The sequence below is a fragment of the Phaeobacter cretensis genome (assembly GCF_047372505.1).
GTDB lineage: Bacteria > Pseudomonadota > Alphaproteobacteria > Rhodobacterales > Rhodobacteraceae > Phaeobacter > Phaeobacter cretensis.
In genome coordinates this window covers 2,743,866-2,768,882 of the sequence record NZ_JBKBEU010000001.1, presented here as the reverse complement: position 1 = coordinate 2,768,882, position 25,017 = coordinate 2,743,866, and the positions used below count along the sequence as shown (strand labels likewise).

The 25,017-nt window shown below is 57.8% G+C and carries 26 protein-coding genes; 9 read left to right on the top strand and 17 right to left on the bottom strand.

Annotation, left to right across the window (positions count from 1 at the left end):
- Nucleotides 1-6 precede the first annotated feature (6 nt).
- From pal to ruvC, 11 genes are all read right to left on the bottom strand, one after another.
- Nucleotides 7-516: a peptidoglycan-associated lipoprotein Pal gene (gene pal / locus ACEWZM_RS13180; protein WP_414008037.1), complete on the bottom strand. Its 510-nt coding sequence runs from the start codon at nt 514-516 to the stop codon at nt 7-9.
- A 120-nt stretch (nt 517-636) separates the two neighbouring features.
- Nucleotides 637-1,977 carry a Tol-Pal system beta propeller repeat protein TolB gene (gene tolB / locus ACEWZM_RS13175; RefSeq protein ID WP_414006865.1) on the bottom strand — a complete coding sequence of 447 codons (1,341 nt, stop codon included), beginning with the start codon at nt 1,975-1,977 and terminating at the stop codon, nt 637-639.
- A complete protein-coding gene (locus tag ACEWZM_RS13170) occupies nt 1,974-3,116 on the bottom strand; it encodes an energy transducer TonB (protein ID WP_414008036.1) in 1,143 nt (380 codons plus the stop codon). The genes tolB and ACEWZM_RS13170 overlap by 4 nt, the downstream gene beginning before the upstream one ends.
- Before the next feature lie 13 nt (nt 3,117-3,129).
- Entirely contained in the window at nt 3,130-3,618 is a 489-nt protein-coding gene (gene tolR / locus ACEWZM_RS13165) for a protein TolR (RefSeq protein ID WP_414006864.1), read from the bottom strand.
- Between the two features lie 3 nt (nt 3,619-3,621).
- Nucleotides 3,622-4,317, bottom strand: coding sequence for a protein TolQ (tolQ, locus tag ACEWZM_RS13160; protein WP_414006863.1), 696 nt, complete (start codon nt 4,315-4,317; stop codon nt 3,622-3,624).
- Between the two features lie 116 nt (nt 4,318-4,433).
- Nucleotides 4,434-4,820 carry a tol-pal system-associated acyl-CoA thioesterase gene (gene ybgC / locus ACEWZM_RS13155; protein WP_414006862.1) on the bottom strand — a complete coding sequence of 129 codons (387 nt, stop codon included), beginning with the start codon at nt 4,818-4,820 and terminating at the stop codon, nt 4,434-4,436.
- A gap of 45 nt (nt 4,821-4,865) precedes the next feature.
- Nucleotides 4,866-5,531: a hypothetical protein gene (locus ACEWZM_RS13150; protein ID WP_414006861.1), complete on the bottom strand. Its 666-nt coding sequence runs from the start codon at nt 5,529-5,531 to the stop codon at nt 4,866-4,868.
- 184 nt (nt 5,532-5,715) lie between these two features.
- The gene (locus ACEWZM_RS13145) at nt 5,716-6,021 is read right to left on the bottom strand and encodes a nucleoside triphosphate pyrophosphohydrolase family protein (RefSeq protein ID WP_414006860.1); all 306 of its coding nucleotides are present in this window, start codon (nt 6,019-6,021) and stop codon (nt 5,716-5,718) included.
- 188 nt (nt 6,022-6,209) lie between these two features.
- Nucleotides 6,210-7,241, bottom strand: a complete 1,032-nt coding sequence (gene ruvB / locus ACEWZM_RS13140; RefSeq protein WP_414006859.1) for a Holliday junction branch migration DNA helicase RuvB — start codon at nt 7,239-7,241, stop codon at nt 6,210-6,212.
- A 108-nt stretch (nt 7,242-7,349) separates the two neighbouring features.
- On the bottom strand, nt 7,350-8,039 hold the full coding sequence (gene ruvA / locus ACEWZM_RS13135; protein ID WP_414006858.1) for a Holliday junction branch migration protein RuvA: 690 nt from the start codon (nt 8,037-8,039) through the stop codon (nt 7,350-7,352).
- Nucleotides 8,036-8,533: a crossover junction endodeoxyribonuclease RuvC gene (gene ruvC / locus ACEWZM_RS13130; protein WP_414006857.1), complete on the bottom strand. Its 498-nt coding sequence runs from the start codon at nt 8,531-8,533 to the stop codon at nt 8,036-8,038. Before ruvC ends, ruvA begins: the two co-directional genes overlap by 4 nt.
- A 362-nt stretch (nt 8,534-8,895) precedes the next feature.
- On the opposite strand from ruvC, the gene ACEWZM_RS13125 reads away from it, so the two are divergent.
- On the top strand, nt 8,896-9,114 hold the full coding sequence (locus ACEWZM_RS13125) for a DUF1127 domain-containing protein (protein WP_414006856.1): 219 nt from the start codon (nt 8,896-8,898) through the stop codon (nt 9,112-9,114).
- Between the two features lie 210 nt (nt 9,115-9,324).
- Here the strand turns inward: ACEWZM_RS13125 and ACEWZM_RS13120 are convergent, their stop codons facing one another.
- The 4 genes from ACEWZM_RS13120 to ACEWZM_RS13105 all read right to left on the bottom strand — a co-directional run bounded on the left by ACEWZM_RS13120 (nt 9,325) and on the right by ACEWZM_RS13105 (nt 14,384).
- Nucleotides 9,325-9,669 carry a hypothetical protein gene (locus tag ACEWZM_RS13120; protein ID WP_414006855.1) on the bottom strand — a complete coding sequence of 115 codons (345 nt, stop codon included), beginning with the start codon at nt 9,667-9,669 and terminating at the stop codon, nt 9,325-9,327.
- A gap of 105 nt (nt 9,670-9,774) precedes the next feature.
- A complete protein-coding gene (locus tag ACEWZM_RS13115) occupies nt 9,775-10,647 on the bottom strand; it encodes a 50S ribosomal protein L11 methyltransferase (RefSeq protein ID WP_414006854.1) in 873 nt (290 codons plus the stop codon).
- A 102-nt stretch (nt 10,648-10,749) separates the two neighbouring features.
- A complete protein-coding gene (locus tag ACEWZM_RS13110) occupies nt 10,750-11,985 on the bottom strand; it encodes an MFS transporter (protein WP_414006853.1) in 1,236 nt (411 codons plus the stop codon).
- 203 nt (nt 11,986-12,188) lie between these two features.
- Complete coding sequence (locus tag ACEWZM_RS13105; protein WP_414006852.1) at nt 12,189-14,384, bottom strand: primosomal protein N'; 2,196 nt, start codon at nt 14,382-14,384, stop codon at nt 12,189-12,191.
- Nucleotides 14,385-14,530: 146 nt separating this feature from the next.
- Here ACEWZM_RS13105 and fsa point away from each other — a divergent pair, with 146 nt between their 5' ends.
- The 5 genes from fsa (at nt 14,531) to ACEWZM_RS13080 (ending at nt 18,414) form a co-directional block, all read left to right on the top strand.
- On the top strand, nt 14,531-15,184 hold the full coding sequence (fsa, locus tag ACEWZM_RS13100; RefSeq protein WP_414006851.1) for a fructose-6-phosphate aldolase: 654 nt from the start codon (nt 14,531-14,533) through the stop codon (nt 15,182-15,184).
- Nucleotides 15,185-15,421: 237 nt separating this feature from the next.
- On the top strand, nt 15,422-16,129 hold the full coding sequence (locus ACEWZM_RS13095) for a DUF484 family protein (protein ID WP_414006850.1): 708 nt from the start codon (nt 15,422-15,424) through the stop codon (nt 16,127-16,129).
- Nucleotides 16,126-17,073, top strand: coding sequence for a tyrosine recombinase XerC (locus ACEWZM_RS13090; RefSeq protein ID WP_414006849.1), 948 nt, complete (start codon nt 16,126-16,128; stop codon nt 17,071-17,073). The genes ACEWZM_RS13095 and ACEWZM_RS13090 overlap by 4 nt, the downstream gene beginning before the upstream one ends.
- Before the next feature lie 95 nt (nt 17,074-17,168).
- Nucleotides 17,169-17,510, top strand: coding sequence for a hypothetical protein (locus ACEWZM_RS13085; protein WP_414006848.1), 342 nt, complete (start codon nt 17,169-17,171; stop codon nt 17,508-17,510).
- 208 nt (nt 17,511-17,718) lie between these two features.
- On the top strand, nt 17,719-18,414 hold the full coding sequence (locus tag ACEWZM_RS13080) for a CDP-alcohol phosphatidyltransferase family protein (RefSeq protein WP_414006847.1): 696 nt from the start codon (nt 17,719-17,721) through the stop codon (nt 18,412-18,414).
- A gap of 46 nt (nt 18,415-18,460) precedes the next feature.
- Here ACEWZM_RS13080 and ACEWZM_RS13075 read toward each other — a convergent pair whose 3' ends face one another.
- A complete protein-coding gene (locus tag ACEWZM_RS13075) occupies nt 18,461-18,919 on the bottom strand; it encodes a methylated-DNA--[protein]-cysteine S-methyltransferase (RefSeq protein WP_414008035.1) in 459 nt (152 codons plus the stop codon).
- A 297-nt stretch (nt 18,920-19,216) separates the two neighbouring features.
- Between ACEWZM_RS13075 and ACEWZM_RS13070 the strand changes: the two genes are divergently transcribed.
- Nucleotides 19,217-19,561 carry a hypothetical protein gene (locus ACEWZM_RS13070; RefSeq protein WP_414006846.1) on the top strand — a complete coding sequence of 115 codons (345 nt, stop codon included), beginning with the start codon at nt 19,217-19,219 and terminating at the stop codon, nt 19,559-19,561.
- Between the two features lie 194 nt (nt 19,562-19,755).
- Here the strand turns inward: ACEWZM_RS13070 and ileS are convergent, their stop codons facing one another.
- Nucleotides 19,756-22,686 (bottom strand): isoleucine--tRNA ligase, encoded by a 2,931-nt coding sequence (gene ileS, locus ACEWZM_RS13065; RefSeq protein WP_414006845.1) that lies wholly within the window; start codon nt 22,684-22,686, stop codon nt 19,756-19,758.
- 657 nt (nt 22,687-23,343) lie between these two features.
- On the opposite strand from ileS, the gene ACEWZM_RS13060 reads away from it, so the two are divergent.
- Entirely contained in the window at nt 23,344-24,507 is a 1,164-nt protein-coding gene (locus ACEWZM_RS13060; RefSeq protein ID WP_414006844.1) for a pentapeptide repeat-containing protein, read from the top strand.
- A 97-nt stretch (nt 24,508-24,604) separates the two neighbouring features.
- Entirely contained in the window at nt 24,605-25,015 is a 411-nt protein-coding gene (locus ACEWZM_RS13055) for a group III truncated hemoglobin (RefSeq protein WP_414006843.1), read from the top strand.
- Nucleotides 25,016-25,017 lie beyond the last annotated feature (2 nt).

Genomic DNA, 25,017 nt, shown 5'->3' with positions numbered 1-25,017 from the left:
GATAGTTTACCCCGTCAGACCGCCCGCCAGCACGGTCACCGCGCGACGGTTCTTGGTATAGCAGGCCTCATTAGAACAGATTTCCAACGGGCGTTCTTTGCCAAAGCTGACAACTTGCAGCCGATTTCCCGCAATCCCTTGAGAAAGCAGGTACTCCCGCGCCGCATTGGCACGACGCGCGCCCAGAGCGAGGTTATATTCCCGCGTGCCCTGCTCATCGGCGTGACCTTCGATGGTGACAACGTAGTCAGGGTTCGCCGTCAGCCAGCGCGATTGTCCCTGCAGCACGTTTTGCGCTTCGGATGACAGTGTGGATTGATCGACTGCAAACAATACCCGATCTCCGACGGTTTGTTGAAAATAGGCTGGGCTGCTGGGATCCAACTGCCCTGCGGTACCCGTGCCAGCACCTGTCCCAGGACCACCACCACCGGCCGTATCGTCCCAAGGATTGCCTGAACAGGCGCTCAGCCCCAATGCTGCTGCCACCAGCATCGCTTTTGTCAAACCGCTCATCATATCCGCCTCGTTCCGTTTACGTTTCTTGCACCATATTTATCATAGGCCCGGTGCTGGTGCCACTTTGCTCTTTGTCACAATATCGCGCACCAGCCGGTTTGGCCGCCGCGCGATGTCTCAATTCTGCAGCGGTGACCACGCCGGATCAGACGCCCCGTCCGGAGTGCGCACAGGTTTCAGGTTTCGCCCTGATACATCGACCGAATACAACAGGGCGCGACCACTGGCCCCTTGGGTTTCGCGGGTGAACATGATCACTCGGCCATTGGGCGACCAGCTCGGACCTTCATCCAGGAACGACGCCGTCAGTAGCCGTTCTTCGCTGCCATCGGTCCGCATCACCCCAATATGGAAACGCCCCTTGTTCTGCTTGGTAAAGGCGATCATGTCGCCGCGTGGCGACCAGACCGGCGTCCCATAGCGGCCCGCACCAAAGCTGATCCGCCGTGCTTCACCGCCGGTTGTGGCCATGACGTAGAGTTGCGGCGCACCGGAGCGGTCACTTTCAAATACGATCTGACTACCATCAGGAGAGAAAGACGGAGCCGTTTCAATCGATGGTGCGCTGGTCAAACGGGTGCGACTGCCGGTGTTGATATCCATGGTGAATATGTCGGTATTGCCGCCCTGCGACTGCGAATAGACCACGGTGCGCCCGTCCGGTGCGAACCGCGGTGCAAAGCTCATGACACCATTGTCGGTAGACAATATACGGCGCTGGACGCTGCCCACATCCAGCACGTGGATCTGGGGAAAGCCGCTTTCGTAGCTGGTATAAAGCACCCTGTCGCCGGTGGGTGAGAACCGCGGTGCCAGCACGATCGAGGCGCTATTGGTCAGATACTGAACATTGGCGCCATCGTAGTCCATGATTGCCAAGCGCTTGCGTCGGTCGTTTTTGGGACCGCTTTCAGATACGAACACCACCCGGCTATCAAAATAGCCACTTTCGCCAGTGATCCGGCTGTAAATCACATCCGCCACTTTATGTGCCATGCGCCGCCATCCATCGGTGGTACCGGAAAACTGCAAACCGGTGCCCAGCTCATTCTCGGCAAAGACGTCGTAGCCACGGAACCGCACTGTTAGGCGGTTACCGTTGATACTCAGCGCACCGGTGATCAGCGCTTGCGCGTTGACTGCCTTCCAATCCGCGTAGGAAATCCCCGCGTCAAAATCAATGATCTTGGAAATATGCGCCGAAGCAGGCACCTCGCGGAACAGACCCGTGCCACTCAGATCTGCGGCGATCACCCGTGAAATCTCACGTGCCAATTCAGCCGCAGCAGGTGTTTCGGGCACAAAGCCGGGCACCGCATACGGCAGGGGTTCGATCACCCCGTCGGTGATCTCGATCCGCAGGGGGCCATCCTGTGCCTGCGCAGGCAGAACCGGTGCCATCACCGCCGCTCCCAACAGGGTGGCGCCCATCATGAGCGTCGCCAGATATGTCCTCATTTGATCCGCATCCTTTCGGGATTGAACGTCATTTCGATATTACGCCATTGGGCATATTTGTCAGACGGAAGTTGAAAGCCGCGCGCACCGCAGCGCAAAATCGCGCGCCGTGCTGCGCCAAAGGCCTGTTTGGCTGCTGCCCCTGAGCCACCAGTACTGGAAAGCATACGAATGCTCCCTTCCTCTGGTCGGCCATCCTGAGCCAGCGAAACCGACACCACCACCGTGGTGCGCAATGCTTCTGATGACAGTGACCCAACATTCCAACACTGCTGTACAGCAACCCGCAATGCATCCTTTTCACCACTGGTAAGCGGCGGGCCCGAAGGTTCTGGCGCCTCTATCTCTCCGCCACCTGCAAGGGCTGCCGCAAGGGCATCCTCCACCGCATCAGCACGATCAGGTGTTGGCTCAGAGGGCGTCTGTGTCGCTTGTGTGGAGGCGGGTTCCGGTTGCGCCGCAGCGGTTGGCCTATCGGGCCGTGTGCGAGGCCGCAGAGATTGCGCCGGTGCCGCACTGGCCACCTGCTCGGTCTCGGCCTCAACCTCTTCTGTCACGATCCGGTCGTTGGCAGCTGCCTCCGCGGTGGCCTGCTGCGCGTCGCGCTCTGCTTCGCTACCGGCCTCATTGGCGATTTCAGGCTGAGCGATATCGTCGATCTGAGTATCTGGTTCAGGCGGTGCAACCGGCGTCGGTGCGACCCGGTCCAACGGTCGCAGTTGGGGCCGTTCGCTCAGTTGCGGTGTGACGGTGCTGGTCTCGGGCACATCCGGGGCGGTCGGTGCGGCCACCGGCGGTGTTGGCTCCACTGGCTGCGGCTCTGGCCGTTCAGCCAGCTCCGGATCCGGCTCTGGTGCGGTGATCGGTGCAGGCTGGGTGATCTGCGGTTCAGGCTCGGGATCTGGCGACGGTATCAGCTCTGGGCGAGTTTCAGGCTCCGGCTGGGTCAGATCACCGGCGGTAGCGGCCACAACCGGGGCTGCGCGTTGCTGGCTCAGCTTCGCGAATTCTTCCGAACTGATCAACGCCACATCCTGCACCGCCAGTGTCAGTGGTTCGGACGGGAACCAAGCGCCGAATACGACCCAGCCCGATAGCAGCGCATGGCCTGCAATAGAGATCTTGGTTCCGGTTTGCACACCCGTGCCCCGCCTATTGTCCGCTGTCGTCGACAGCACGTCCGTCCAGAGCTGGGCCGCCTACATCCGTGACGAGACCAACGCTGGAGAAGCCGCCGGCGTTGAGCGCACCCATCACCTGCATAACGGCCTCATAGGGGATTGCCCCATCGGCACGCAAAAACACCTGATCCGATGACCGCTCAGCCGCGATGGCCCGCAGTTTGGAGATCAACTCGTCCGGTGCAACGGTTGTGGTCTGGATCTGAATTTCACCGGTGGCGGTCATGGTGACAGTTAGTGGTTCTTCCTCGTCTCCCGGCAGGGCACCAGCCGCTGTCTTAGGCAACTCAACCGGCACGCCAACTGTCATCAGCGGAGCGGCGACCATAAAGATGATCAGCAAGACAAGCATCACATCCACGAAAGGCGTCACGTTGATCTCTGCCATGGGCCGCGCGCGGCTGCGCCGCCGACCCCGGCGTCGGCCATTGGCGGCTGAGGGTTGAACCGATGCACCCATAGATCAGGTATCCAGCTGACGGCTTAGGATGGTCGAGAACTCATCAGCAAAGGCCTCGTAACTGCCGATAATGCGGTCACTATCCGCGCTGAGCTTATTGTAGAAAATCACCGCAGGGATAGCGGCGAGCAAGCCCAGACCGGTGGCCATCAGCGCTTCGGCAATGCCGGGCGCTACAACAGCGAGATTGGTGTTCTGCTGTTCTGCGATTTCGATGAAAGCGGTCATGATGCCCCAGACCGTGCCAAAAAGACCGACAAAGGGCGCTGTTGATCCCACTGTGGCCAAGATCGACAAGCCGCTTTGCACGCTTTCACTTTCTTTCGCGATTGCAACATCCATTGACCGTTCGATCCGGGCCTGCGCCCCGGCGATTAGCGCCCCATCGGTGCGGTGACTACGTCGCCATTCAGTCATGCCCGCTGCAAAAATCCGTTGTGACTGCCCTTTTGGCTGCGCGCCGATCTGATCGAACAGGCCATCCAATGGCTCACCAGACCAGAATGCACGATCAAATTCTGCGGCCTCGCGTCGGGCAAGCCGGTAGTTGATCAGCTTTTGCAGGATGATAGCCCAGGACCAGATGGAGGAGCCGACCAGCATCAGCATCACCAATTTGACCGTAACGGTCGCGCGTTCGAATAGCCCCCACATGGAGAAATCAATCTCCTGCGCCAACGCCAGAGTTTCTGCTTCCATGGACCTGCTCTATGTTTTTGGCCGTTATTTCCAGCCGTTTCCCGGCTTTCATTTGGCAAAAGGCTATCTCAGTTCAAGGCCAAATGCCAATGAAACAGCCGTGACAGTAGGAATTGTTACAGTAATGCGCGAATCTCTGCCGGCAGGCGGATCGGCGACCCTGTGTCGGCATTGACGCAAACCACCGTGACGACAGCGTGAAACAGCTCTGTCTCACCACGCCAAACCCGTTGCGCCATGGTGAGCCGCGCAGGCGTCACTTTTTGCACCTCGGTCTCAATCATCAGCTCTTCATCGAATTTCGCGGATGCCAGATAATCGGCCTCGATCCGGCGTACGACCCAGATCAGCCCAGCATCGCGCATGGCGTTCTGATCATTGCCGAGATTGCGCACCCAGTCGCTGCGGGCACGTTCGATAAAGCGCAGATAATTAGCATGGTAGACGATCCCGCCCATATCGGTGTCTTCGTAATAAACGCGAACCGGAAAGCGGTGGGTCATTTTATCAGGCCTCCTGCCTTGGTGAGTGGATCACGCTGCATCCGATCAATGTTTGGTTGGGTTTGAACCATCTGTCGATGTCTCAATCGGGGCCTGCAAGCGCGCAAATAAACGCAAGGCATGGGAGGCGTCGGCCGCTGAGACAGGCATCATCCGGTCGTAGGCTGCCGCAATCACGCCTGCGATCTCGGGCCGCAGAATGGTGGCGCCGGTGTCCGGAATGACGGCCAACGGTGACGTCTCAGCAAAGGCCTGATCACCCCAGGTCAGGATCGCCTGTACCGCCTGCGTCAAAGCCAAGGTTTCGGCAGGCAGCCTGGCCATGTCACCTGACATGCGCAGGAATACAAAACAGGCCTGGATGCCGCCCTGATCATCAAATCGGAAAGCACGATATTGGCTTGCATCAGCCTCGTTGAGCTTTCCGACCAGCGGATCTAGATCAGGGATCAATCGACCTAGGTCGGGCACCTCCAAAAGCTCTTTCCAGTCGCGAAAGAAAAACACCATCAGATTTGCACCCAGCTCAGGGTCTGTTTCGGCCATCTGATGACCCGCAAGTGTCACCACCGCCTCCAGCGCTCCCTTGACGGTTTTCAACGTCTCGTCCTCAACACCAAAGACGATCGGCGCAATCGGTCTCCCCCAGCGCGCAAAGGCATAAGAGCCATCGGCACGGATAAACAGGGCTTCGATCTCGGTTGGGGTCATCAGTTGGCTCTCTGCTCAGACTGTGGTCATCAGGCGCTTTTTGCCCGTTTGGCCGTAGAACGGCAAGGGTCGCGGATTTCGCAAACCGATCTTCTTGTTGCTGGAAACATCTCCTGCTCTGGCAGCGGCACAGATCGGTTCAGGCTAAGGGAGAAATGGCCGATCCGGTTTCTCAACACTCGCTTTAGTCCTGCAGATACGGCTCCCACTTACGTTGCAGAGCAGCTGCAGGATCAATGCCCTGCCACTGCGCAAACAGCAGAAGAAATCCAAACAAATCGGCAACCTCTTCTTCAAGATCACGGAGAGATGCCTCTCCTCGTCCTTGGCCGGAAAACTTCAGATATGCCGCCCTGACCTCTCCTAATTCTTCAGTCATCTTGCCGAGATACCACGTCGGGTTCTGATCAATCCCAAACCGTTTCGCATAGATATCGGCAACCTGCCGAGCGAGTCCGGTCAGCTCAGCGACACTGTCAGCCTGTTTCATGTTTCATCCTGTCCACTCCGGTGTCACGCAAGAAAAGTCAGGTTCATTGACCTAATGTTTCGCGTGCGAAACATATGCTAAAATTCAGTCTAATTTTTCAAATCGACGTTAATGATTTTAGGCGCATCCGACGCCAACCCGCAGAAGGCCCGCACGTAGGATGACGCCGATACGCGACACATGGCGCGCTATAGCAGCATGTCACCCTGACCGCGGGGTGGGGTCATCCCAAGATGGGTCCAGGCCTTATGCGCCAGCATCCTGCCCCGCGGGGTGCGTTGGATTAGCCCCTGTTGCAACAGATAGGGTTCAATCACCTCCTCCAACGCATCCCGGCTTTCGCTGAGAGCGGCTGACATGGTCTCGATCCCGACCGGGCCACCGCCATAGTTTTCCGCAACCATCCGCAAATAGCGACGGTCCGCTCCATCCAGTCCGAGCTGATCAACGCCGAGCCGGGTCAATGCCCCATCGGCCAGCTCTCGGGTGATGGTTCCATCGCCTTCCACAACCGCGAAGTCCACAACGCGGCGCAAGAGCCGCCCGGCGATCCTAGGGGTGCCGCGGGCGCGCCGCGCGATCTCACGGGCACCATCATCATCCGCCGGGGCACCCAGCTTGCGCGCATTGCGACTGACGATTTCGAACAGTTCATCCACCGTGTAGAACTGCAGCCGGGTCGGAATACCAAAGCGATCCCGCAGCGGCGTCGTCAGCAACCCCATACGGGTCGTGGCCCCAACAAGCGTAAAGGGTTGCAACTCAATACGCACGGTGCGGGCCGCGGGACCTTCGCCGATCACCAGGTCCAGCTCGAAATCCTCCATCGCGGGGTAAAGCACCTCTTCGACAGCCGGGTTCAGCCGATGGATTTCATCAATGAACAACACGTCACGGGATTCCAGATTGGTCAGGATCGCCGCCAAATCACCGGCCTTGGCCAAGACAGGCCCGGAGGTCATGCGGAAATTCACGCCAAGCTCGCGGGCAACGATCTGCGCAAGCGTCGTCTTGCCTAATCCGGGAGGGCCGTGGAACAACGTATGATCCATCGCCTCACCCCGGCGGCGCGCACTTTCGATGAAGACGCGAAGATTGGCGCGGGCCTCAGCCTGTCCGATAAATTCACCAAGCCCCTGCGGCCGCAGCGCCCGGTCGTTTTCGGGAGCGCTGTCTTCAGGCAGCGGAGTCGGGCGAAGGGTGGGATCGCTTTCGATCATCAAGAAACTTTCGGTATGTCGGTTGTGGGCATTGCGCCCGACCTTTCGAGCGGTGAGCGAAGCACAACCGCAAAACAGCCTGTCATCTTATCACCCTTTCGGTGCTTATCACCCTTTCGGTGCCAACAGGCGTAGGGCGGCCCGGATCAGCTCAGCCTCGTCAGCATCCGGATAGGTCGCAGCAGCCTCTGCGACAGCGGCGGCCGCATCAGATGGGCCATACCCCAGATTACCCAGCGCCGACAGCGCCCCGGCGGAGGCGGCAGCTGCTCCAGTGGGTTTCTTGGGCGGAGCTTTGCGGGGGCGCTTCGCTGTGTCGACTGGCTCAATCGGTTCCACCACATCCAGCCCCGGCCCGTCCATGGCGTCGGCGATGGTACCGCCCATGGCCATCACACCTGGCGCTTTATCTTTCAGGTCCAGAACAATCCGCTGTGCCGTCTTGGGCCCAACCCCCTTGGCGGCCTTGACCGCGGCCCAGTCACCAAGAGCAATGGCTCGGCTGACCCCATCCGGCCCAAGCGCGCCAAGAATGGCAAGCGATACCTTCGCGCCGACGCCCTGCACTGACGTCAAAAGCCGGTGCCACTCCTTTTCAACAAGCGAGGGAAAGCCATAGAGCTGCATCAGATCTTCGCGAACGACCATATCGGTATAGAGCGCCACAGCCTCTCCCGCGCCGGGAAGAGCCGCCATGGTGCGGTCAGAGCAATAGACGATATAGCCAACCCCGCGCACATCAATCAGCAAGTGATCGGTGCTGCGGTACTCCAAACGCCCGGTGAGTTTTCCGATCACGCGCGCTTCTCCTTCAACTGACGTTGTTGTGTCCCCCCATAGAACGCATGACAGATGGCAATGGCCAGCGCATCCGCCGCATCGGCATTTTTGGGCAGGCAGCCCGGCAATTGCAGTTTTACCATATGCAAGATTTGTTCCTTGGCGGCATGGCCGACGCCTACCACAGTTTTCTTTACACGGTTGGGTGCATATTCGCCCACCGACAACCCTGCCTGTGCCAGTGTCATCAGGGCTACGCCCCGGGCCTGACCGAGTTTCAGCGTGCCTGCGCCGTCTTTATTCACAAAGGTCTGTTCAATAGCAGCCTGATCAGGTCGGTAAGCCTCGATCACTTCGACGACCTGATTGTGCAGCGACAAAAGCCGCTCGCCCAGATCATCCCCGTCAGAGGTACAGACGCCATTGGCGATATGGCTGAGACGGCTACCCTGTGATTCGATCACGCCCCAACCGAGGTTTCGCAACCCCGGATCAATGCCCAATATTCGCATGTCTGCCCTATCCCTGCCCGGTCTTGAGGTCTGATTTTCCTCAGAACTAGCACAAAACACGAACATGTCCAATTGCTTTGGCGGTTCGCAATATGTGCTCTGCCGTGATGTCGACGCATGCGTCGGGATCGAAAACATGTAAATCCTGTTCTGAATACGACCCTCTTCCAAGGTGAAACCGACATTATCGCCCGGATGTCTAAAATGCGTGTAATCCCCTTGTTTTCATAGGAAATCAGTCATGCAATTTGCGCATATGACACATGCAATTTCAGCGATTGTCAGCGACTTTTCTCATCACTATGTGCCATTCATCGCCGCATCGCGGACATCTTTAATTCAATCTCCGAAAGGACGAGGACATGGCTGCTTTTGACACCACCCGCACCACCTATGGAACCAGCAGCCTGTTTGGCCGCTTGACCACCATGATCGCCAACCAACTGGCGGCTATCGTCGACTGGAACGACGCCCGTTCAACCCGTGAGACCCTGGGCCAACTGAGCGATCGCGAACTGGCTGATATCGGCCTGTGCCGTGGCAACATCGACGCTGTTGCCGAGGGCAAACCGGTCTTCTGAAACATGGCGCGCCTGCCTTGAACATATGCGGGTCTGCCGCCCGCATTGAATATGAAAAACGCCGCCTCCTTTCGGAGAGCGGCGTTTTCTATGAGGTCTGGTTTGCACGTTTTCGCCAAGGCGAAACCCTGCTGCGTCGGACATGACCGCGTGACCAAGATATGCCGAATGCCCCCCAGCGCCCGACATGTAGCCCGCTAGCCTGCCCCTCTACCGCAGCACAGGCCCGATCTTTTCGGCGAGAAACTGCGACACCGGATCCCGCTGCATGACAAATGCACCAGCTTTCTCCAGTCCCGTTCCTGCCCGCAGCTGGTCGACACGATAGTCGTAGCTGCCAAGTCCCAGCGCTGCCATCAAAAAGCCCTTGAACAGCAAAAACGCCGCGACAAACAAGATCACTGACCGGCCGGAAATCCGCGACTGTACACGCCGCGGCGCAACCACAATCAAGCCATCCGGCCCCACCTTAGCGGTGTAGCCCTGCGACATGGCCCCGTGCTTGCGCTCCAATCGGTCAAGCCGAGCGTAGAAATTATTACTATGTTCACCCATAACCAACACCCTGCAATGGCTCCCACCATCCACAAATTAATGTTTAGGTAGGCATTGGGACCATATTGAGGCGGGTCGTTAAAATGCTCAACAAACTTGAATGAATCAGCCGTTTTTCTGCAAAAGCAGCGTCGTCCAGTCACCAATCTCATTGCGTTGCTGAAGATTGATGCCATTTCGTGCATAAACAGCCTCCACTTCATCCGCCTGCTCGTTCAGCAAACCAGAGAGAATCGCATAGCCATCACTGCGCAGATGAGCTGCGATGTCAGGGGCCAATGCAACCAGAGGGCCTTTTAGGATATTCGCAAAGATCAGATCGAAGGGGGCTGCTTCGGTAAGAGCGGGCGCATCAAAGCCAGCGGCTTCGAGACAGCGAACCCGGCCTTCCATATCATTGGCTTTCAAATTGGCTTCGGCCACATCAACGGCAACCTGATCGATGTCACTGGCGAGGATCTGCCCATCCCAGACACGCGCTGCGGCCATTGCCAGCACCGCAGTCCCACAACCAATATCCGCAACCTTGCTGCCAACAAAACCATCGTCGATCAGCTTATCGAGCGCTTTCAGACAGCCCAGGGTAGTGCCGTGATGACCGGTCCCGAAAGCCATCGCCGCTTCAATTAGAAGTGGAATCCGATCACCCGGCACCTTGTCCGCGTCATGGCTGCCATAGACAAAGAAGCGACCGGCTTCGACCGGGGCAAGCTCGCGGCGCACATGGGCGACCCAGTCGGTTTCCGGCAGTTCGGAGATCACAAAGGGCTGGGCTGCAAACATGGTGGCCAGCAGTGCCAGCCCCGCCTCATCCGGGGTTTCAGTGAAATAGCCACCGACTTCCCACAGGCCGGAACCGTCTTCGACTTCAAACACGCCCAGACCTGTGGGTTCCGGGATCAGACGCTCCATCGCCGCGCCAAGCGCTTCGGCTGGGGCTTTTCCTGCAAGTGTCGTAAGGGCTGTGAATGTGGGCATGACGGTCTCCGGGCAATGGTTGCACAGCGCCTAGGCCCGTCCGGTCCGCAGGTCAAGTGCAGTGCCACGGCTCCGAGTGTCACTGCAGCTGGCGATTGCGCCTTACTCTGCCGGGGCGGCGCTTTGCCATTTGGCGAATATCGTCTCATTGCCGGGTTCCGGGTGGCGTGGGATCAACAGTGACAGCGTCAGTGAGATCAGTGCCATACAAGCCGCCAGCGCGAAGACTGCCCCCGGAGAGACCACCCAGAGCAGACCCAGCGTGACAGGTAGTACCACGGCAGCGATGTGGTTGATGGTAAACGCCACAGCCGCGGTCGGCGCGATATCTGCAGGATCCGCGATCTTCTGAAAATAGGTTTTCAGGGCCAGCGCCAAGCCAAACAAAATGTGGTCAATGACATAAAGCGCGCCCGCGAGCACAACGCCCCAGCTGAACCAATAAAGCCCACCATAAGCGGCAAAGACCAGTGCAAGCCCGGTGTATTCAAAGATCAGTGTACGGCGCTCGCCAAACCGAGCCACAGCACGCCCCAACAATGGTGCAGCGATCATATTGATCACCAGATTGATCAGATAAAGGCTGGTCAGCTCATGCACCGCAAAGCCGAATTTCTCGACCATCATAAAGCCCGCAAAGACCACAAAAATCTGCCGCCGCGCGCCCGCCATGAACTGAAGCGCATAATAAAGCCAGTAACGACGGCGCAGGATCAGGCGTTTGATCTGTGGGTGCGGTGCGTCGAACTGTGGGTAGGCCAGCAAGCAAAACAAAGCCATCAATGTGGTGGCACCGCCGGCCATCATGAAGACGACATTATAGGTAAGCCCCAAAGGCTCCCACAGCAGCGCGATCAGACTGTAGACTACCAGCGTGGCGGCAGAGCCAGCCGCCACCAACCAACCTAAGATCTGCGGCGCGCGCAGTTTCGGCAACCATTGCAGTTGCAGCGACTGGTTGACCGTCTCGTAGTAGTGAAAGCCGATAGAGCTCAGCAGTGTGATGGTCAGCAACCCACCAAGGCTGGGGAACCAAGCTGTAACCGCTGTCGCCACCCCCAGCATCATCAACGACACCATCCCCAGAATCTGTTCGCGCATGAACATGATCACCGCGATCACTCCGACAGCAAGAAAGCCTGGGATCTCCCGCACTGTGTGCAGCAAGCCGATGTCAGCACCATCGAAATGCGCCGCCTCAATCACAAAATTGTTGAGCAGCGCGCTCCAGGTGTTGAAAGCGATCGGCATCGTCAGCGCCATCACGAACAGCAAGGTCGTGGGGCGGCGCCACAGCGGCAACGAAGCAGCAGCTTCAATGGGGACAGGTTTGAACATAGATGTGCATCTACGCCTCTCAGCACGATCAGGCGAGCGGAAAAGCACATTGCACAACTGATCTGCACCAGCGCACGGACCGTGCCCGAGAGCTTATTTCGTTTTTCGAAGAATAGAAGGCGGTCGTATGGGGTTGGGGCTGGGTGTGGCCGCGCTTGCGCGACCTCCGATGCAAGGAGGTCGCGCTTCCTTCCTGACCGGGTTTAGAAAAAATTCTGCGGATCGATGTCAACGGAGAGCCGTAGATCGCCCTTGAGCCGTGCAGGTTTTATCCAACGTGAGATGGCGTCTTGCAGGGCTGTGCCTTTGGCGGCCTTCACCAGTAGACGCACACGATGCCTGCCACGTATGCGCGCAATCGGGGCCGGGGCCGGGCCAAAGACCTGCGCTCCGATTGCGCGCAGGGGCATATCGTTGCGTGACAACGCCATGCCGAGATCCATCACAGCCGGGAGGTCAGGCCCGGACAGCACAATCCCCGCCATTCGGCCATAGGGCGGTACGCCTGCAGCCTGGCGTTCGGCGGCTTCGGCCCGCCAGAAAGCTTCCTCATCACCTGACAGGATAGCGCGAATGACCGGATGTTCAGGCTGAAAGGTCTGCATCAATGCCTCGCCCGGCTTATCGGCACGCCCGGCCCGGCCGGCAACCTGACGCATCAGCTGAAACGTACGCTCCGCGGCGCGCAGGTCAGAACCTTGCAGACCGAGATCGGCATCGATCACGCCGACCAGTGTCAGAAGCGGAAAGTTGTGCCCCTTGGCCACCAATTGGGTCCCGAGGATAATGTCAGCCTCGCCTGCCGCAATCTCCTCGATCCGGGCTTTCAGTGCGCGGGCTGAACCGAAGAGATCAGACGATAGCACAGCAATGCGAGCCTCTGGGAAAAGTGCGGCGGTCTCCTCTCCCAGCCGCTCGATGCCGGGACCGACCGGGGCCATCTTGCCCTCAACACCACAGGTAGGACAGGCCTCAGGCACCGGCTTGGTCGCACCACATTGATGGCACATGAGCCGTTTCATAAAACGGTGCTCTACCATCCGGGAATCGCAGTGATCGCAGGCCACATGGCCACCGCAGGCACGGCAGATGGTAACCGGGGCAAAGCCACGGCGATTGAGAAACAACAGCGATTGCTCACCACGTTCCATTCGCGCGGTTATGGCGCGCTTTAGTGTTGGCGAAATCCAGGTCGATGGCGCGAGCTGTTCGGCGCGCATATCAATCGCTTTCATATCCGGCAGCACCGAGGCCCCATAGCGGGATTTCAAATCCAGCCGCTTATACTTTCCAGCCTCAGCATTAGCCCAAGTTTCCAGCGACGGCGTTGCCGACGCGAGAACCACCTGCGCGGAACACGTCGCGGCGCGCAGCACCGCCATGTCGCGGGCATTATAACAGACGCCCTCGTCTTGCTTGTAAGAGGTGTCATGTTCCTCATCCACGATGATCAGGCCGAGGTTCTGATAGGGTAGAAACAGCGCAGATCGCGCACCGATTACCAACTGCGCCTTGCCTTGCCCCACCATGCGCCAAACACGGCGGCGCTCGGTCATTGTCGCGCCCGAGTGCCATTCTGCCGGCGTCGCACCAAAGCGCGCTTCGACCCGTTTCAGGAATTCAGCTGTCAGCGCAATTTCCGGCAATAAGACCAAGGCCTGCCGACCCGCGCGCAAAGCTGCGGCAACGGCCTCCAAATAGACCTCGGTTTTGCCGGAGCCGGTAACGCCTTTCAGCAGCGTGGTACCATAGCTGCCACCCGCAACGGCATCTCCCAATGCCTGTGCCGCCGCGGCCTGATCTTCGGTCAGAGTTTTACTTGGAAGGTTGGGATCCAGCTTTGGGTATGGCAGATCACGTGGGGCTTCCTCCTCGCGCAGGGCACCCTGTTTGATCAACCCCTTGATCACCGACGTGGTGACACCGGCGAGATCTGCAAGTTCTTTGGACGTGAAGGCCAACCCACCGTATTCATCCACCACTGAGAGCACCCGCTGGCGCGCGTCGGTCATGCGATCCGGCATTGCATCACCGGCGCGCAGCACCTTGCGCATTGAGACCGGATCGGAAAGGCCCGACACACGGGTGGCCAAGCGTAGCATCGCAGGCAGCGGGGTCAGGGTATAGTCGGCAGATTTACTCAGAAACTGGCGCATCTCATCGCGCATGGGTGCGACGTCCAACACACGGTTTACTGGGCGCAGTTTAGCCGAATCGAAATCGCCGGCCCCGGACCCCCAGATCACGCCCAGTACTCGGCGCGGGCCTAGTGGCACCTCAACGTAGGCGCCCAGATGACATCCGCCTTCGGGGGCACGGTAGTCGAGCACACGGCCCAATGGCTGCGTTGTCAGCACGCCAACCCGTTCGCCTTCGTGAAAAAATGCCTGCTCCTGCACGTTGCCTGCCCTTCCTTTACGCCGAGGCTGTTCCCCCGATGCAGCCCCCGGCATCAGACGCCTGGGCCACGGGGGGTTTTTAATGCCCGCCCCATCAGGTAAAGGCTAGCGTAATCAAGGCCAACCCATCCAGAGGACCCTAGCCGATGAAATTCTTCGTAGACACCGCCGAAATCGACGCCATTGCCGAGCTGAATGCCCTTGGCATGGTCGATGGCGTGACCACTAACCCGTCACTGATCAAGAAGTCGGGCCGCGACATCATCGAAGTGACCAAGGAAATCTGTGATCTGGTCGACGGTCCGGTTTCGGCCGAAGTGACCGCAACCGATGCGGAAACAATGATCGCCGAAGGCCGCAAGCTGGTAGAGATCGCTGAAAACATCGCCGTGAAAGTTCCACTGACATGGGATGGTCTGAAAGCCTGCAAAACCCTGAATGACGATGGCCACATGGTGAATGTGACCCTGTGCTTCTCAGCCAATCAGGCTTTGCTGGCGGCAAAGGCCGGTGCCACGTTCATTTCGCCCTTCATCGGCCGTCTGGATGATATCAATCTGGATGGTATGGACCTGATCGCCGACATCCGCACCATCTATGACAACTACGGCTTTGAGACTGAAATCCTCGCGGCGTCGATCCGCAGCGCCAACCACGTGCTGGAAAGCGCGCGTATCGGGGCCGACGTGATCACCGCACCACCTGCTGTGATCAAAGGCATGATCAACCATCCGCTGACCGACAAAGGTCTGGATGCCTTTCTTGCTGACATCAAAGCAGCGAACATCAAAATCCTGTAGGCATAGCCGCAGGATCGATGACATGAAGGGGCGGCCTGCGGGCGCGCCCCTTTTTCGTTCCATCACGTTCTTAGGTCACTACATATATGCCTGACCTATGCCTTAGATGGCCTGCTACACATATGTATCTGCAAGCCTTCAGCGGTTTTCGCCACGCCTGGGGAAAATTATGCCACCCCGCCTAAATCCCGTGTTATAACCCCTGCAAAACCCACCAGAGGTCATAAAGAGCAGAACATGAGCACGACGGCAGAACTTGAAGACACGCTGCGCCAGGCTATCCTGGCCAAACCCGATGCACTACTTGATGATCAAAGCGTGATGAGAGCATTGGTTAGCGCCAATGAGCGCGCGATGGGGTCGAATATTGTTGACCTGCGCGGTATCGCAATGGAGCGGATGGAGGCACGGCTTGACCGGCTTGAAGACACTCATCGTTCAGTGATTGCTGCCGCTTATGAGAATCTTGCCGGAACCAACCAAATCCACCGCGCTGTTCTGCGCCTGCTTGATCCAACCGATTTTGAGAGCTACCTCGCCAACCTTGGCGGTGAGCTGAGCGAGATCCTGCGGGTCGATTCGGTAACGCTGGTGCTGGAATCGGCGCAGCCCGAACAAGACGCCGCCGTGCAACGTATGGATCAGGTTCTAAAGGTCGTCGAGCCGGGATTCGTGGCACAATATATCAGCCAACAGCGCAACGGTTCTGATCGTCAGGTCACCCTGCGCCAGATGCAGCATGGCAATGCACGTACACATGGGGCCAAGGCAGACTTCATCCGCTCCGAGGCCTGTTTACGTCTGGAACTGGGCGAAGGTCGCCTGCCGGGCCTTCTGGTTCTGGGGGCCGAAGATCCGCACCAATTCACCCCGCAACATGGCACTGACCTGCTGGCGTTTTTTGCAGGTGTTTTTGAACGGTCGATGCGCCATTGGTTGTCGTGACCGCACCGACCACAGATCCGGCTACGATATTGATCTCCCCGGCCTGCCGTGATGCGTTGGAGCAATGGCTGGCAGGATTGGCCGCGCTGCAAGGTGCCGCAGAGAATACCATTACCGCCTATCGCGGCGATGTGGTGGAGTTTCTCGCCTTTATGACACAGCATTTTGGCGGCCCGCAGGGTCTGGGGGCCTTGGCGCAGATTTCCACCAGCGACATGCGTGGCTGGATGGCGGCGATACGGGGTAGCGGCACCGGCGCGCGGTCTCTCGCGCGGAAACTCTCGGCTGTCAAAAGCTTCTACACTTGGCTGGCAGAACGGCAGGGATTTGAACCAACGGCCGTGATGTCCGCGCGCAGCCCGAAGTTTCAGAAAAAACTCCCCCGCCCACTGGCGCAAGAGGCCGCACGCGCGGTCATTGAAACGGTCGAATATCAATCCGCTACCGATTGGGTGGCGGCGCGTGATGTGGCTGTGGTCACGCTTCTATATGGCTGCGGCCTGCGTATTTCCGAGGCGTTGGGTTTGACGGGTGCAGTAGCGCCCCTGCCCGCAGTACTGAGGATTACCGGTAAAGGCGGCAAGGAACGGATTGTGCCAGTGCTGCCGGTGGCCCGCGATGCGATCGATCGCTACCTGCGGCTTTGCCCCCACCCCCAGGAGCGCGACGCACCTCTGTTTCGCGGGGTCCGCGGCGGAGCGCTGAATCCGCGGATCATCCGCGGCGCAATGGCACAGGCCCGTGCGCAGCTGGGCCTGCCGGCCAGCGCCACACCACATGCACTGCGTCACAGCTTTGCCACCCATTTGCTGGAAGCCGGTGGTGATCTGCGCGCTATTCAGGAGCTGCTGGGCCATGCCTCACTGTCGACGACACAGGCCTATACAGCCGTGGATACGGCGCATCTGATGGATGTCTACAATCGCGCCCACCCCAAGGCATAAAATTACCGAAAAATAGCAATTCGCAGCGATGGCTTAATCCAGCAGTAAGGGCACAACGGCAGTGTGGAGGCCTCAAATCCAGAAGGACCCACACCATGAGTATCGTTACACAAAGCCAATCAACCGAAACCGCCCCCCTTGGCGCGCCTTACAAACCTGCTAACAGCAATGCGGCCAATGCCACCACATCCGATATTGGTGAAATAGATTTCAGCCAGTTCTATGAACAATTGCTGGCCGATCTCGATAGCGATGGCGATCGCCAGATTTCGGATCAGGAATGGGCGGCGTACCGAGCAGATAAGCAAGCCCGCGGTGAATTCAGCCCCAGCCCCGTTAAGACAAACACAGGTAATGGCCCGCAGGTGCTCGACAGCCGTACACTGACGGAAACACTGTTTCGTGACGCTCTGACCGATGACGCCCCTAGCGATTGATCAGGATAACTTGGTCTGTGGCATGCGCAGCGCGTAGGCATGAGCAGCGATGTCAAACGGATCCACTAATGTGTCGAAGCGATGCGCCACTGCCTGCCCCCTATCAGAGGTGGCGCAGGGGCATTCCTGATGTAAAAATCCGCCCATAACGGGTCCGTTTGACCATTGACTACTTGCGAGACGGAGGGAAATTCGCCATCACGAGCAAATGACTCCTCAAGTTCGCGCCCTCTCCGTCCATCTGCTCACCGCCAGCGGTGCAGTGTTTGCAATCCTCGCCATGCTGGCCGCTGCCGATGCCAAGTGGAGCCTGATGTTTGTCTGGCTTGTTGTTGCCTTTGCCGTGGATGGCATCGATGGGCCGCTAGCGCGTCACTATGAGGTGAAGCGATATGCGCCGGAGTTCGATGGCGTATTGCTGGATCTAATCATCGACTACCTCACCTATGTGTTCATTCCCGCATTTGCACTGTTCAAATCTGGGCTCATGGCCGGATGGACCGGATGGGTGGCGCTGATCGTGATCACGTTTGCCAGTGCATTGTATTTTGCAGACACCCGAATGAAGACCAAGGACAATTCATTTTCTGGCTTTCCTGGGTGCTGGAACATGCTGGTGCTGGTGATCTTTGCGCTGGAGCCCAGCCATTGGACCAGTCTGGCGTTGGTGACGCTCTTGTCGATTGCCATGTTCCTGCCGCTGAAATTCATCCACCCTGTGCGCACCGAACGCTGGCGCAAACTGTCGCTGCCCGTCGCTCTGGCCTGGACATTTTTTGCCGGCTGGGCAGCATGGGTCGACTTCCATCCCGAGAGCTGGGCGCATTGGGGGCTGGTACTGACGTCAATCTATCTGATTTTTGTTGGTATTGCGCAGCAGATCATCCCGGAAGGACGCAGCTGATACCCGTCACGGCGATGACGCCATCCAGCTCGTTTCATCGCAGTATTTAGATCAACAGCCCTGCAGCACCTTCATGGCGTAGCAAAGACACTTTGGTCTCGACCCCGCCTGCACCGGAAAACCCACCCAAGCCTGATGCCCCCAAGACCCGATGACACGGTATAATCACCGGGATTGGGTTGGCGCCACAGGCGTTGCCAACAGGTTGCGCCGCCGCACCAAGATCCTTGGCAATTTCACCGTAGGTGCGGGTATGCCCCAGCGGGATGGCAGACATGGCGGCGCAGACATCCCGTTGGAAATCACTCCCCTCCACCACAAGCGGCAGATCAAATTCGATCAGCTCATGTGCGAAATAGGCCCGCAATTGGGCAATGGCCAAATCCGTCACAGCCGATCCTTCGGTGCCTTCGGGGGCTTCCTGCCAAAGCAGCCGAATGATCGCACCTTGATCTTCCACCACGCAAAGCGTCCCCACAGGTGTCGTCAGGCTAGCATGGGCCATGCTGGAGGTTGCGATTTCGATGTTATGCGTGGCCATGGTGTCTCTGTGTCTCTCTTACCGGGGAGCTGGCAACCAAGTCCGAGCTAGAATTCTGCCAGAACTTAAGCAGACAGATACCATGCGCCTACGATTCGCAAACTACAACTCCGGACAAATAGATGTCGGCGCAACCGCGTTTCCTAACCTTTAGGATAGGCACCTATACCTCCGGCCTTTGCTGCTAACCGCAGGTGTCGATGACATTGGATCGAATTTTAGTAAATATGATTTCAGGAGTTTAGAAAGGGGTCAGGACCCATGAAAATTAGCGGTCAAGGAAACGTCAGCGTCTATCGTATGTTCAAAGGCGACTCAAATGAGCAGGCTGCATCACAGCAGGCTCAGGAGCAACAAACGGGACAACGACCCGGCGGATTAGAATCCGTCTCTTCACTCACAGAGCAGAGCGAAGCCGTGACCAAACAGGCGTCCATGACCGGGCCAATCGAAGGAGCAAGCATGGTGCCAGGAGCACAATATCTTCGCGCGGCGGTACAGCAGAAGCTACAGGATCTTCAGTCAGGCTGTCATGCAGGGCCAACGCCCGTCAGTGAGTTAATCGCCCAGAGCCAGTATCGCGAGGCACAGCGCGTGCTCAGCTAAGCCCAGCTGACTGTTTTCCCATACATCGAAACCCCCGGCGATTTTTGGCGGCGCAACACCGTCAAAGACGTCAAAAGCGGCGCGCCGCCCACCCGTTTTTTTGGGAGGGGCGGCGCGCATTTGTTTTGAGTTTCGGCGGCCTGATTGTTCCTAGCTAATACGAGCCAAACCCGGACCAGCCAAATGGGTTCCGCTTAGCCCAAAGCCACATTGCAACGGCCACAGACACCAGGATGACGATACCGGCCAACGTCAGGCAGGATCTTCCAGCAACGCTGGCACTTTTCGCCATCGGCCTTTTCAAACACCACTGACACACCATCGACCTCGGGCATACGGAAGGCCTCTGCCGGCGCCGGATCACCGCTGAGCGCAATATCCGATGTGATACAGACATCCGCAAAGTTCACTGTTTTCAGCGCTGCGAGGATTTCAGCCTCGCGAACATGCACAACCGGTGCCGCTTCCAATGAGGCCCCGATCACTTTATCGACGCGTTGAACCTCTAGCGCGGCTGTGACCACGCGCCGGGCCTGACGGACCTTGGCCCATTTGGCAGCCAGTGGCTCGTTCAGCCAATCGGCCGGGGTCGCAGGGATATCCTGCAAATGCAGGGAGCTATCATCTCCGGGGAAACGCTCCAGCCACACCTCTTCCATGGTGAACACCAGAATAGGTGCCAACCAGGTTGTCAGGCGGTGGAACAGGATATCCAGGACTGTGCGCGCGGCGCGGGCATTCAGCGTGTCACCATCGCAATACAGCGCATCCTTACGGATATCGAAATAGAAGGCGGAGAGATCCACGGTGGCAAAGTTGAACACTGCCGAGAATACACCTTGGAAATCATAGGCTTGATATCCGGTGCGAACCTTATGATCCAACTCAGCCAGACGGTGCAGAACCCACTGCTCCAGCTCGGGCATATCGGCCGGATCCATGCGCTGATCTTCAGAGAAGTCTGCAAGGCTACCAAGCATATAACGCATGGTGTTGCGCAAGCGGCGATAGCCATCGGCCACGCCTTTCAGAATTTCCGGCCCGATACGCTGGTCAGCGGTGTAATCGGTCTGAGCCACCCAGAGACGCAGGATATCAGCGCCATATTGCTGGATGATCTTTTCCGGCACGATGGTATTGCCAAGCGACTTGGACATCTTGTTGCCCTTCTCGTCCAGCGTAAACCCATGGGTCACCACATTGCGATAGGGCGCACGACCGGTGGTGCCACAGGCCTGCAACAGCGAGGAATGGAACCAACCACGGTGCTGATCGGTGCCTTCCATATAGACATCTGCGATACCGTCTTCGGTGCCATCTTCGCGGTCACGCAGCACAAAGGCATGGGTCGACCCTGAATCGAACCATACATCCAGCACATCAAAAACCTGCTCCCATTCGTCGGCTGCGTAGTCATTCCCGAGGAAACGTTCCTTGGCACCATCCGCGTACCAGGCATCAGCGCCTTCGGCTTCGAAGGCCTCGATGACGCGGGCGTTGACGGCTTCGTCACGCAGAAGGAACCCCTCGTCGGTGGGCAGCAGACCCTTTTTCACGAAACAGGTGAGCGGTACGCCCCAGGCGCGCTGACGTGACAACACCCAGTCCGGGCGGCTTTCGATCATAGAATAGAGCCGGTTGCGGCCGGTCTGTGGCGTCCATTTCACCAATTGGTCGATGGAGTTCAATGCGCGGCTTCGGATGGTGTCGCCCATCTCGCCCATGCCATCAGCCAGTTCACGATCCACGCTCGCAAACCACTGCGGCGTATTGCGGAACACGATCGGCGCTTTGGAGCGCCAGGAATGCGGGTAGCTGTGGGTCACGCGACCACGGGCGATGATGCCGCCGGCCTCGACCAGCTTGGCGATCACGGCGTTGTTGGCTTTGCCCTCTTTGCCTTTTTTGTCAAAGACCTGAAGCCCTGCAAAGAACGGCACATGCGGCATGAATTCGGATTCTTCACCCACATTGTGGGTCATCCGGTCAATCCAGTTTCGCGCAACAAAGCACTCATAGTCATCCGCACCATGGCTGGGTGCGGTATGGACAAAACCGGTGCCAGCATCATCGGTGACGTGATCGCCATCGATCATCGGCACATCGTAGTCCCAGAACCCATTGGCGTCGTCGGTGCCGTGGAACGGGTGTTTGCAGATCAACCCGTCGAATTCGGACGGCTCTATATCGCGCACTTTGGTGAATTCGGTGACGCGGGATTTTTCCAGCGCATCTGCCGCCAGCGCATCGGCGAACAGGTACAACTCACCCGGTTTGGTCCAGCTTTCATCCTGGGTCGCATCCACACGGTAGAGGCCATAGGCGACCTTGGGATTATATGCGACGGCCTTGTTGGACGGAATGGTCCAGGGGGTAGTCGTCCAGATCACCACACGTGCCTCGGACAGATCATCTGCCGCATTGGCAAAGCCAAAGGGCACCCAAATGGTGTGAGACTTGTGATCGTGATATTCGATCTCGGCCTCGGCCAGAGCGGTCTTTTCCACCGGCGACCACATCACGGGTTTGGACCCCTGATAGAGCGTGCCATTCATCAGAAACTTCTGAAACTCACCCGCGATGACCGCCTCAGCGTGGTAGTTCATGGTCAGATACGGATCATCCCAATTGCCGGTGATACCAAGACGCTTGAACTCCTCGCGCTGGATATCGACCCAGCTGTCGGCAAAGGCGCGGCATTCCTGACGGAAGTCGACGATGTTGACCTCGTCCTTGTTTTTGCCCTTCTTGCGATACTGCTCTTCGATTTTCCATTCGATCGGCAGGCCGTGGCAGTCCCAGCCCGGCACATACCGCGCATCAAACCCCATCATCTGATGTGAGCGGACGATCATGTCTTTGATGGTTTTGTTAAGCGCGTGACCGATGTGCAGGTGGCCATTGGCGTAGGGCGGGCCATCGTGCAGGGTAAAGGGCTTGCGCTCGCCATCCGTGCCCTTGGCCGCGGCCGCCTTCTCGCGCAGTTTGTCATAGACGCCAATCTGTGCCCAGCGTTCCAGCCAGCCCGGCTCACGCTTGGGCAGACCCGCGCGCATTGGGAAATCGGTTTTGGGCAGATTGAGGGTGTCTTTGTACTCAGGCGTCTGAGGCGTGTCGGCACACATGTGCAGCGTCCTTTGGATGATCTGGTCGTATTTGGAGATATTCGGTTCGGTGCGATGGCTCAAGCACCTTTGCCCGGCAGCTCAGCTGATCAGAGCGCCGGGGATATAATTCGAATAATGATGGCCGCAATATGGGACATGACGGCCTTATAGGGCGGCGCGGCAGGAGGGTAAAGCGGCAGATCAAGATTGGCAGATACATATCAATGCGCAACGTTATCGACATTCTTTCAAAATCATTGAGCTATCAAACGTATGCCCTCAACTGATGCCGTTACTATTTCGCTCCCCTTCACGCATCATCAGCTAACATTGCTTCTGGCGACAGTCGGCCTTGTTGGTCTGCTGCTGCTAGCTTGGTACCTCATATCCGTGCCGACCTACAAACAAAAGAGACACCGCTGGACCAGTAACAGTGCTCTGCTGAGTTATGGACTATGCGTGCTGCCAATCTGGGCCTTTCTCCTGTTTCAGACAGTTTCCGCACTATGGCTTCTATAGGGGAATTTCCCGCCAGATACTGGCGTCGATCTGCGTTGGCATGTGCTTGCCTTTGTGGGGCTGGTGACTGCCACCGGAGGCTTGGTTGGCGCCCCCTTGGCACTATTGCGCGCCTGGGCAAATGAGCGTCAAACCCGAACCGCCGAGCAGAACCATGTGACGGACCGCATCACCAAAGCTGTGGAACAGCTTGGTGCAGAAAAGACCATCAAACGCGTGATAGGTAATGAAGCTAGTGACGCCGGATCAGCACTATCATTGCTGCAAGCGACACTGAAACCAGTCATTGAGGAAGTTACCGAGCCAAACATCGAAGTCCGTATTGGTGGGTTGCTTGCATTGGAGCGAATATCACAAGATTCGATGACATATGATCGCGGCCGGGACCACCTGCTGGTCATGGATATTCTCTGTGCCTATGTCCGAAATAATTCGCCGGTGAACGCCGCCGAGGATGTTGCCGAAGGGCGTTTCGTCCGTATGAAAAACAACCATGCGATCTCAACTCCGGATAATCTTCCGACATCGCAGTGGACCGATATCCACAAACGTGTTTTTGAGATACCCAGCCCTCGCTCCGACATTGCCTTTGCGATCAAGATCCTCGGGCGCCGTACCCATGAACAGATCCTACATGAAAGACGGCACGACTACCGCCCGTCGCTATCACGCTGCAATCTTCAACGTGCGGATTTTACCGATGGCGATTATTCACACATCAGTTTCTTCGAGTCGCGTATGGAAGGGGCATATCTGAACGGAGCCAATTTCTCTCACTGTAACCTGTCGGGGGCTGTGATCACCAAAGGAAATCTAAGCAACACAACACTCGACTTCGCGGAGCTGTCCTGCGCAGATTTCAGTCACGCCCAACTACACTCGACCTCCATGAGGAAATGTGGCTTTTCCTTTACTTATTTCGACCAAACACAAATTAAAGATACCGTCTTTGATATCGAATTAAAGTCGGGAGCGGTCAATGCCATTTGGTTTATAGAGTCCAATCTATGCTCTGCGCGGTTTCAAGGCACGATGGGCTACGCGTTTAGTGGGCACTTGGAACCAATTCACAAACATGTTCCGCGCGCGTGGAGCGCCGTTGTTTTCAGGAATGCGACGGTTTCCTCCGCTGCGCTGCATTTTTTCGACCCGCATCGCACCTTTGGGGATGGCTCTGTCATTTTGACGAGTGGCCAACGGCCGGACCATTGGGTCGATGAAAGGTTGGACGATTTTGCATTCGACGCTGCGGTACAGGCCTGGGGCCAAACCTACGAGAGATTGCCTGAGGAAGACGGTGAAACAGGATTGCCACGGTAGTAACAATCGCACAATTGGTCGCAGGGATTGCCCCGCGCGGTGGGTGTACCAGCCGCGGGCTCTGGTGTAGCGACGGGTCGGAAAGGTGACATTTGACATGACCCAAGCCCCGCTCGCGCGCTTCGATATCTCAGCTGAGCAGATCGCCTATGTGGTGGATGTTTTTTATGCCCGCGTGCGTGCGCATCCGGTGTTAGGACCCGTGTTTGCAGCACATGTAAAGGATTGGTCCGAACATGAGGAGACGATCACTCAGTTCTGGCGCAATGCGATCCTGCGGGAGAAGTGTTACAACGGCAACCCGATGCGGGTGCACGTCAGTCGACCGGATGTGAAGGCCGAACATTTTCCGATCTGGCTAGGACTGTTTCATGAGGTTCTGCAAGCCGAACTGCCTGACCCGACTGCACGGCAATGGGGCGCACTGGCTGATCGTATCGGCGAGGGGTTTCGTGCCGGGATTGTATCCATGCGCCAACCCAAAGACGCGCCGCCAAAGCTGTTCTAAGC

Excerpts from the sequence above, each read along its gene's own strand:
- pal (WP_414008037.1), bottom strand. The coding sequence starts at position 516 with ATGAGCGGTTTGACAAAAGCGATGCTGGTGGCAGCAGCATTGGGGCTG.
- tolB (WP_414006865.1), bottom strand. The coding sequence starts at position 1,977 with ATGAGGACATATCTGGCGACGCTCATGATGGGCGCCACCCTGTTGGGA.
- tolR (WP_414006864.1), bottom strand. The coding sequence starts at position 3,618 with ATGGGTGCATCGGTTCAACCCTCAGCCGCCAATGGCCGACGCCGGGGT.
- tolQ (WP_414006863.1), bottom strand. The coding sequence starts at position 4,317 with ATGGAAGCAGAAACTCTGGCGTTGGCGCAGGAGATTGATTTCTCCATG.
- ybgC (WP_414006862.1), bottom strand. The coding sequence starts at position 4,820 with ATGACCCACCGCTTTCCGGTTCGCGTTTATTACGAAGACACCGATATG.
- ACEWZM_RS13150 (WP_414006861.1), bottom strand. The coding sequence starts at position 5,531 with ATGACCCCAACCGAGATCGAAGCCCTGTTTATCCGTGCCGATGGCTCT.
- ACEWZM_RS13145 (WP_414006860.1), bottom strand. The coding sequence starts at position 6,021 with ATGAAACAGGCTGACAGTGTCGCTGAGCTGACCGGACTCGCTCGGCAG.
- ruvB (WP_414006859.1), bottom strand. The coding sequence starts at position 7,241 with ATGATCGAAAGCGATCCCACCCTTCGCCCGACTCCGCTGCCTGAAGAC.
- ruvC (WP_414006857.1), bottom strand. The coding sequence starts at position 8,533 with ATGCGAATATTGGGCATTGATCCGGGGTTGCGAAACCTCGGTTGGGGC.
- ACEWZM_RS13125 (WP_414006856.1), top strand. The coding sequence starts at position 8,896 with ATGGCTGCTTTTGACACCACCCGCACCACCTATGGAACCAGCAGCCTG.
- ACEWZM_RS13120 (WP_414006855.1), bottom strand. The coding sequence starts at position 9,669 with ATGGGTGAACATAGTAATAATTTCTACGCTCGGCTTGACCGATTGGAG.
- ACEWZM_RS13115 (WP_414006854.1), bottom strand. The coding sequence starts at position 10,647 with ATGCCCACATTCACAGCCCTTACGACACTTGCAGGAAAAGCCCCAGCC.
- ACEWZM_RS13110 (WP_414006853.1), bottom strand. The coding sequence starts at position 11,985 with ATGTTCAAACCTGTCCCCATTGAAGCTGCTGCTTCGTTGCCGCTGTGG.
- fsa (WP_414006851.1), top strand. The coding sequence starts at position 14,531 with ATGAAATTCTTCGTAGACACCGCCGAAATCGACGCCATTGCCGAGCTG.
- ACEWZM_RS13095 (WP_414006850.1), top strand. The coding sequence starts at position 15,422 with ATGAGCACGACGGCAGAACTTGAAGACACGCTGCGCCAGGCTATCCTG.
- ACEWZM_RS13085 (WP_414006848.1), top strand. The coding sequence starts at position 17,169 with ATGAGTATCGTTACACAAAGCCAATCAACCGAAACCGCCCCCCTTGGC.
- ACEWZM_RS13080 (WP_414006847.1), top strand. The coding sequence starts at position 17,719 with ATGACTCCTCAAGTTCGCGCCCTCTCCGTCCATCTGCTCACCGCCAGC.
- ACEWZM_RS13075 (WP_414008035.1), bottom strand. The coding sequence starts at position 18,919 with ATGGCCCATGCTAGCCTGACGACACCTGTGGGGACGCTTTGCGTGGTG.
- ACEWZM_RS13070 (WP_414006846.1), top strand. The coding sequence starts at position 19,217 with ATGAAAATTAGCGGTCAAGGAAACGTCAGCGTCTATCGTATGTTCAAA.
- ileS (WP_414006845.1), bottom strand. The coding sequence starts at position 22,686 with ATGTGTGCCGACACGCCTCAGACGCCTGAGTACAAAGACACCCTCAAT.
- ACEWZM_RS13055 (WP_414006843.1), top strand. The coding sequence starts at position 24,605 with ATGACCCAAGCCCCGCTCGCGCGCTTCGATATCTCAGCTGAGCAGATC.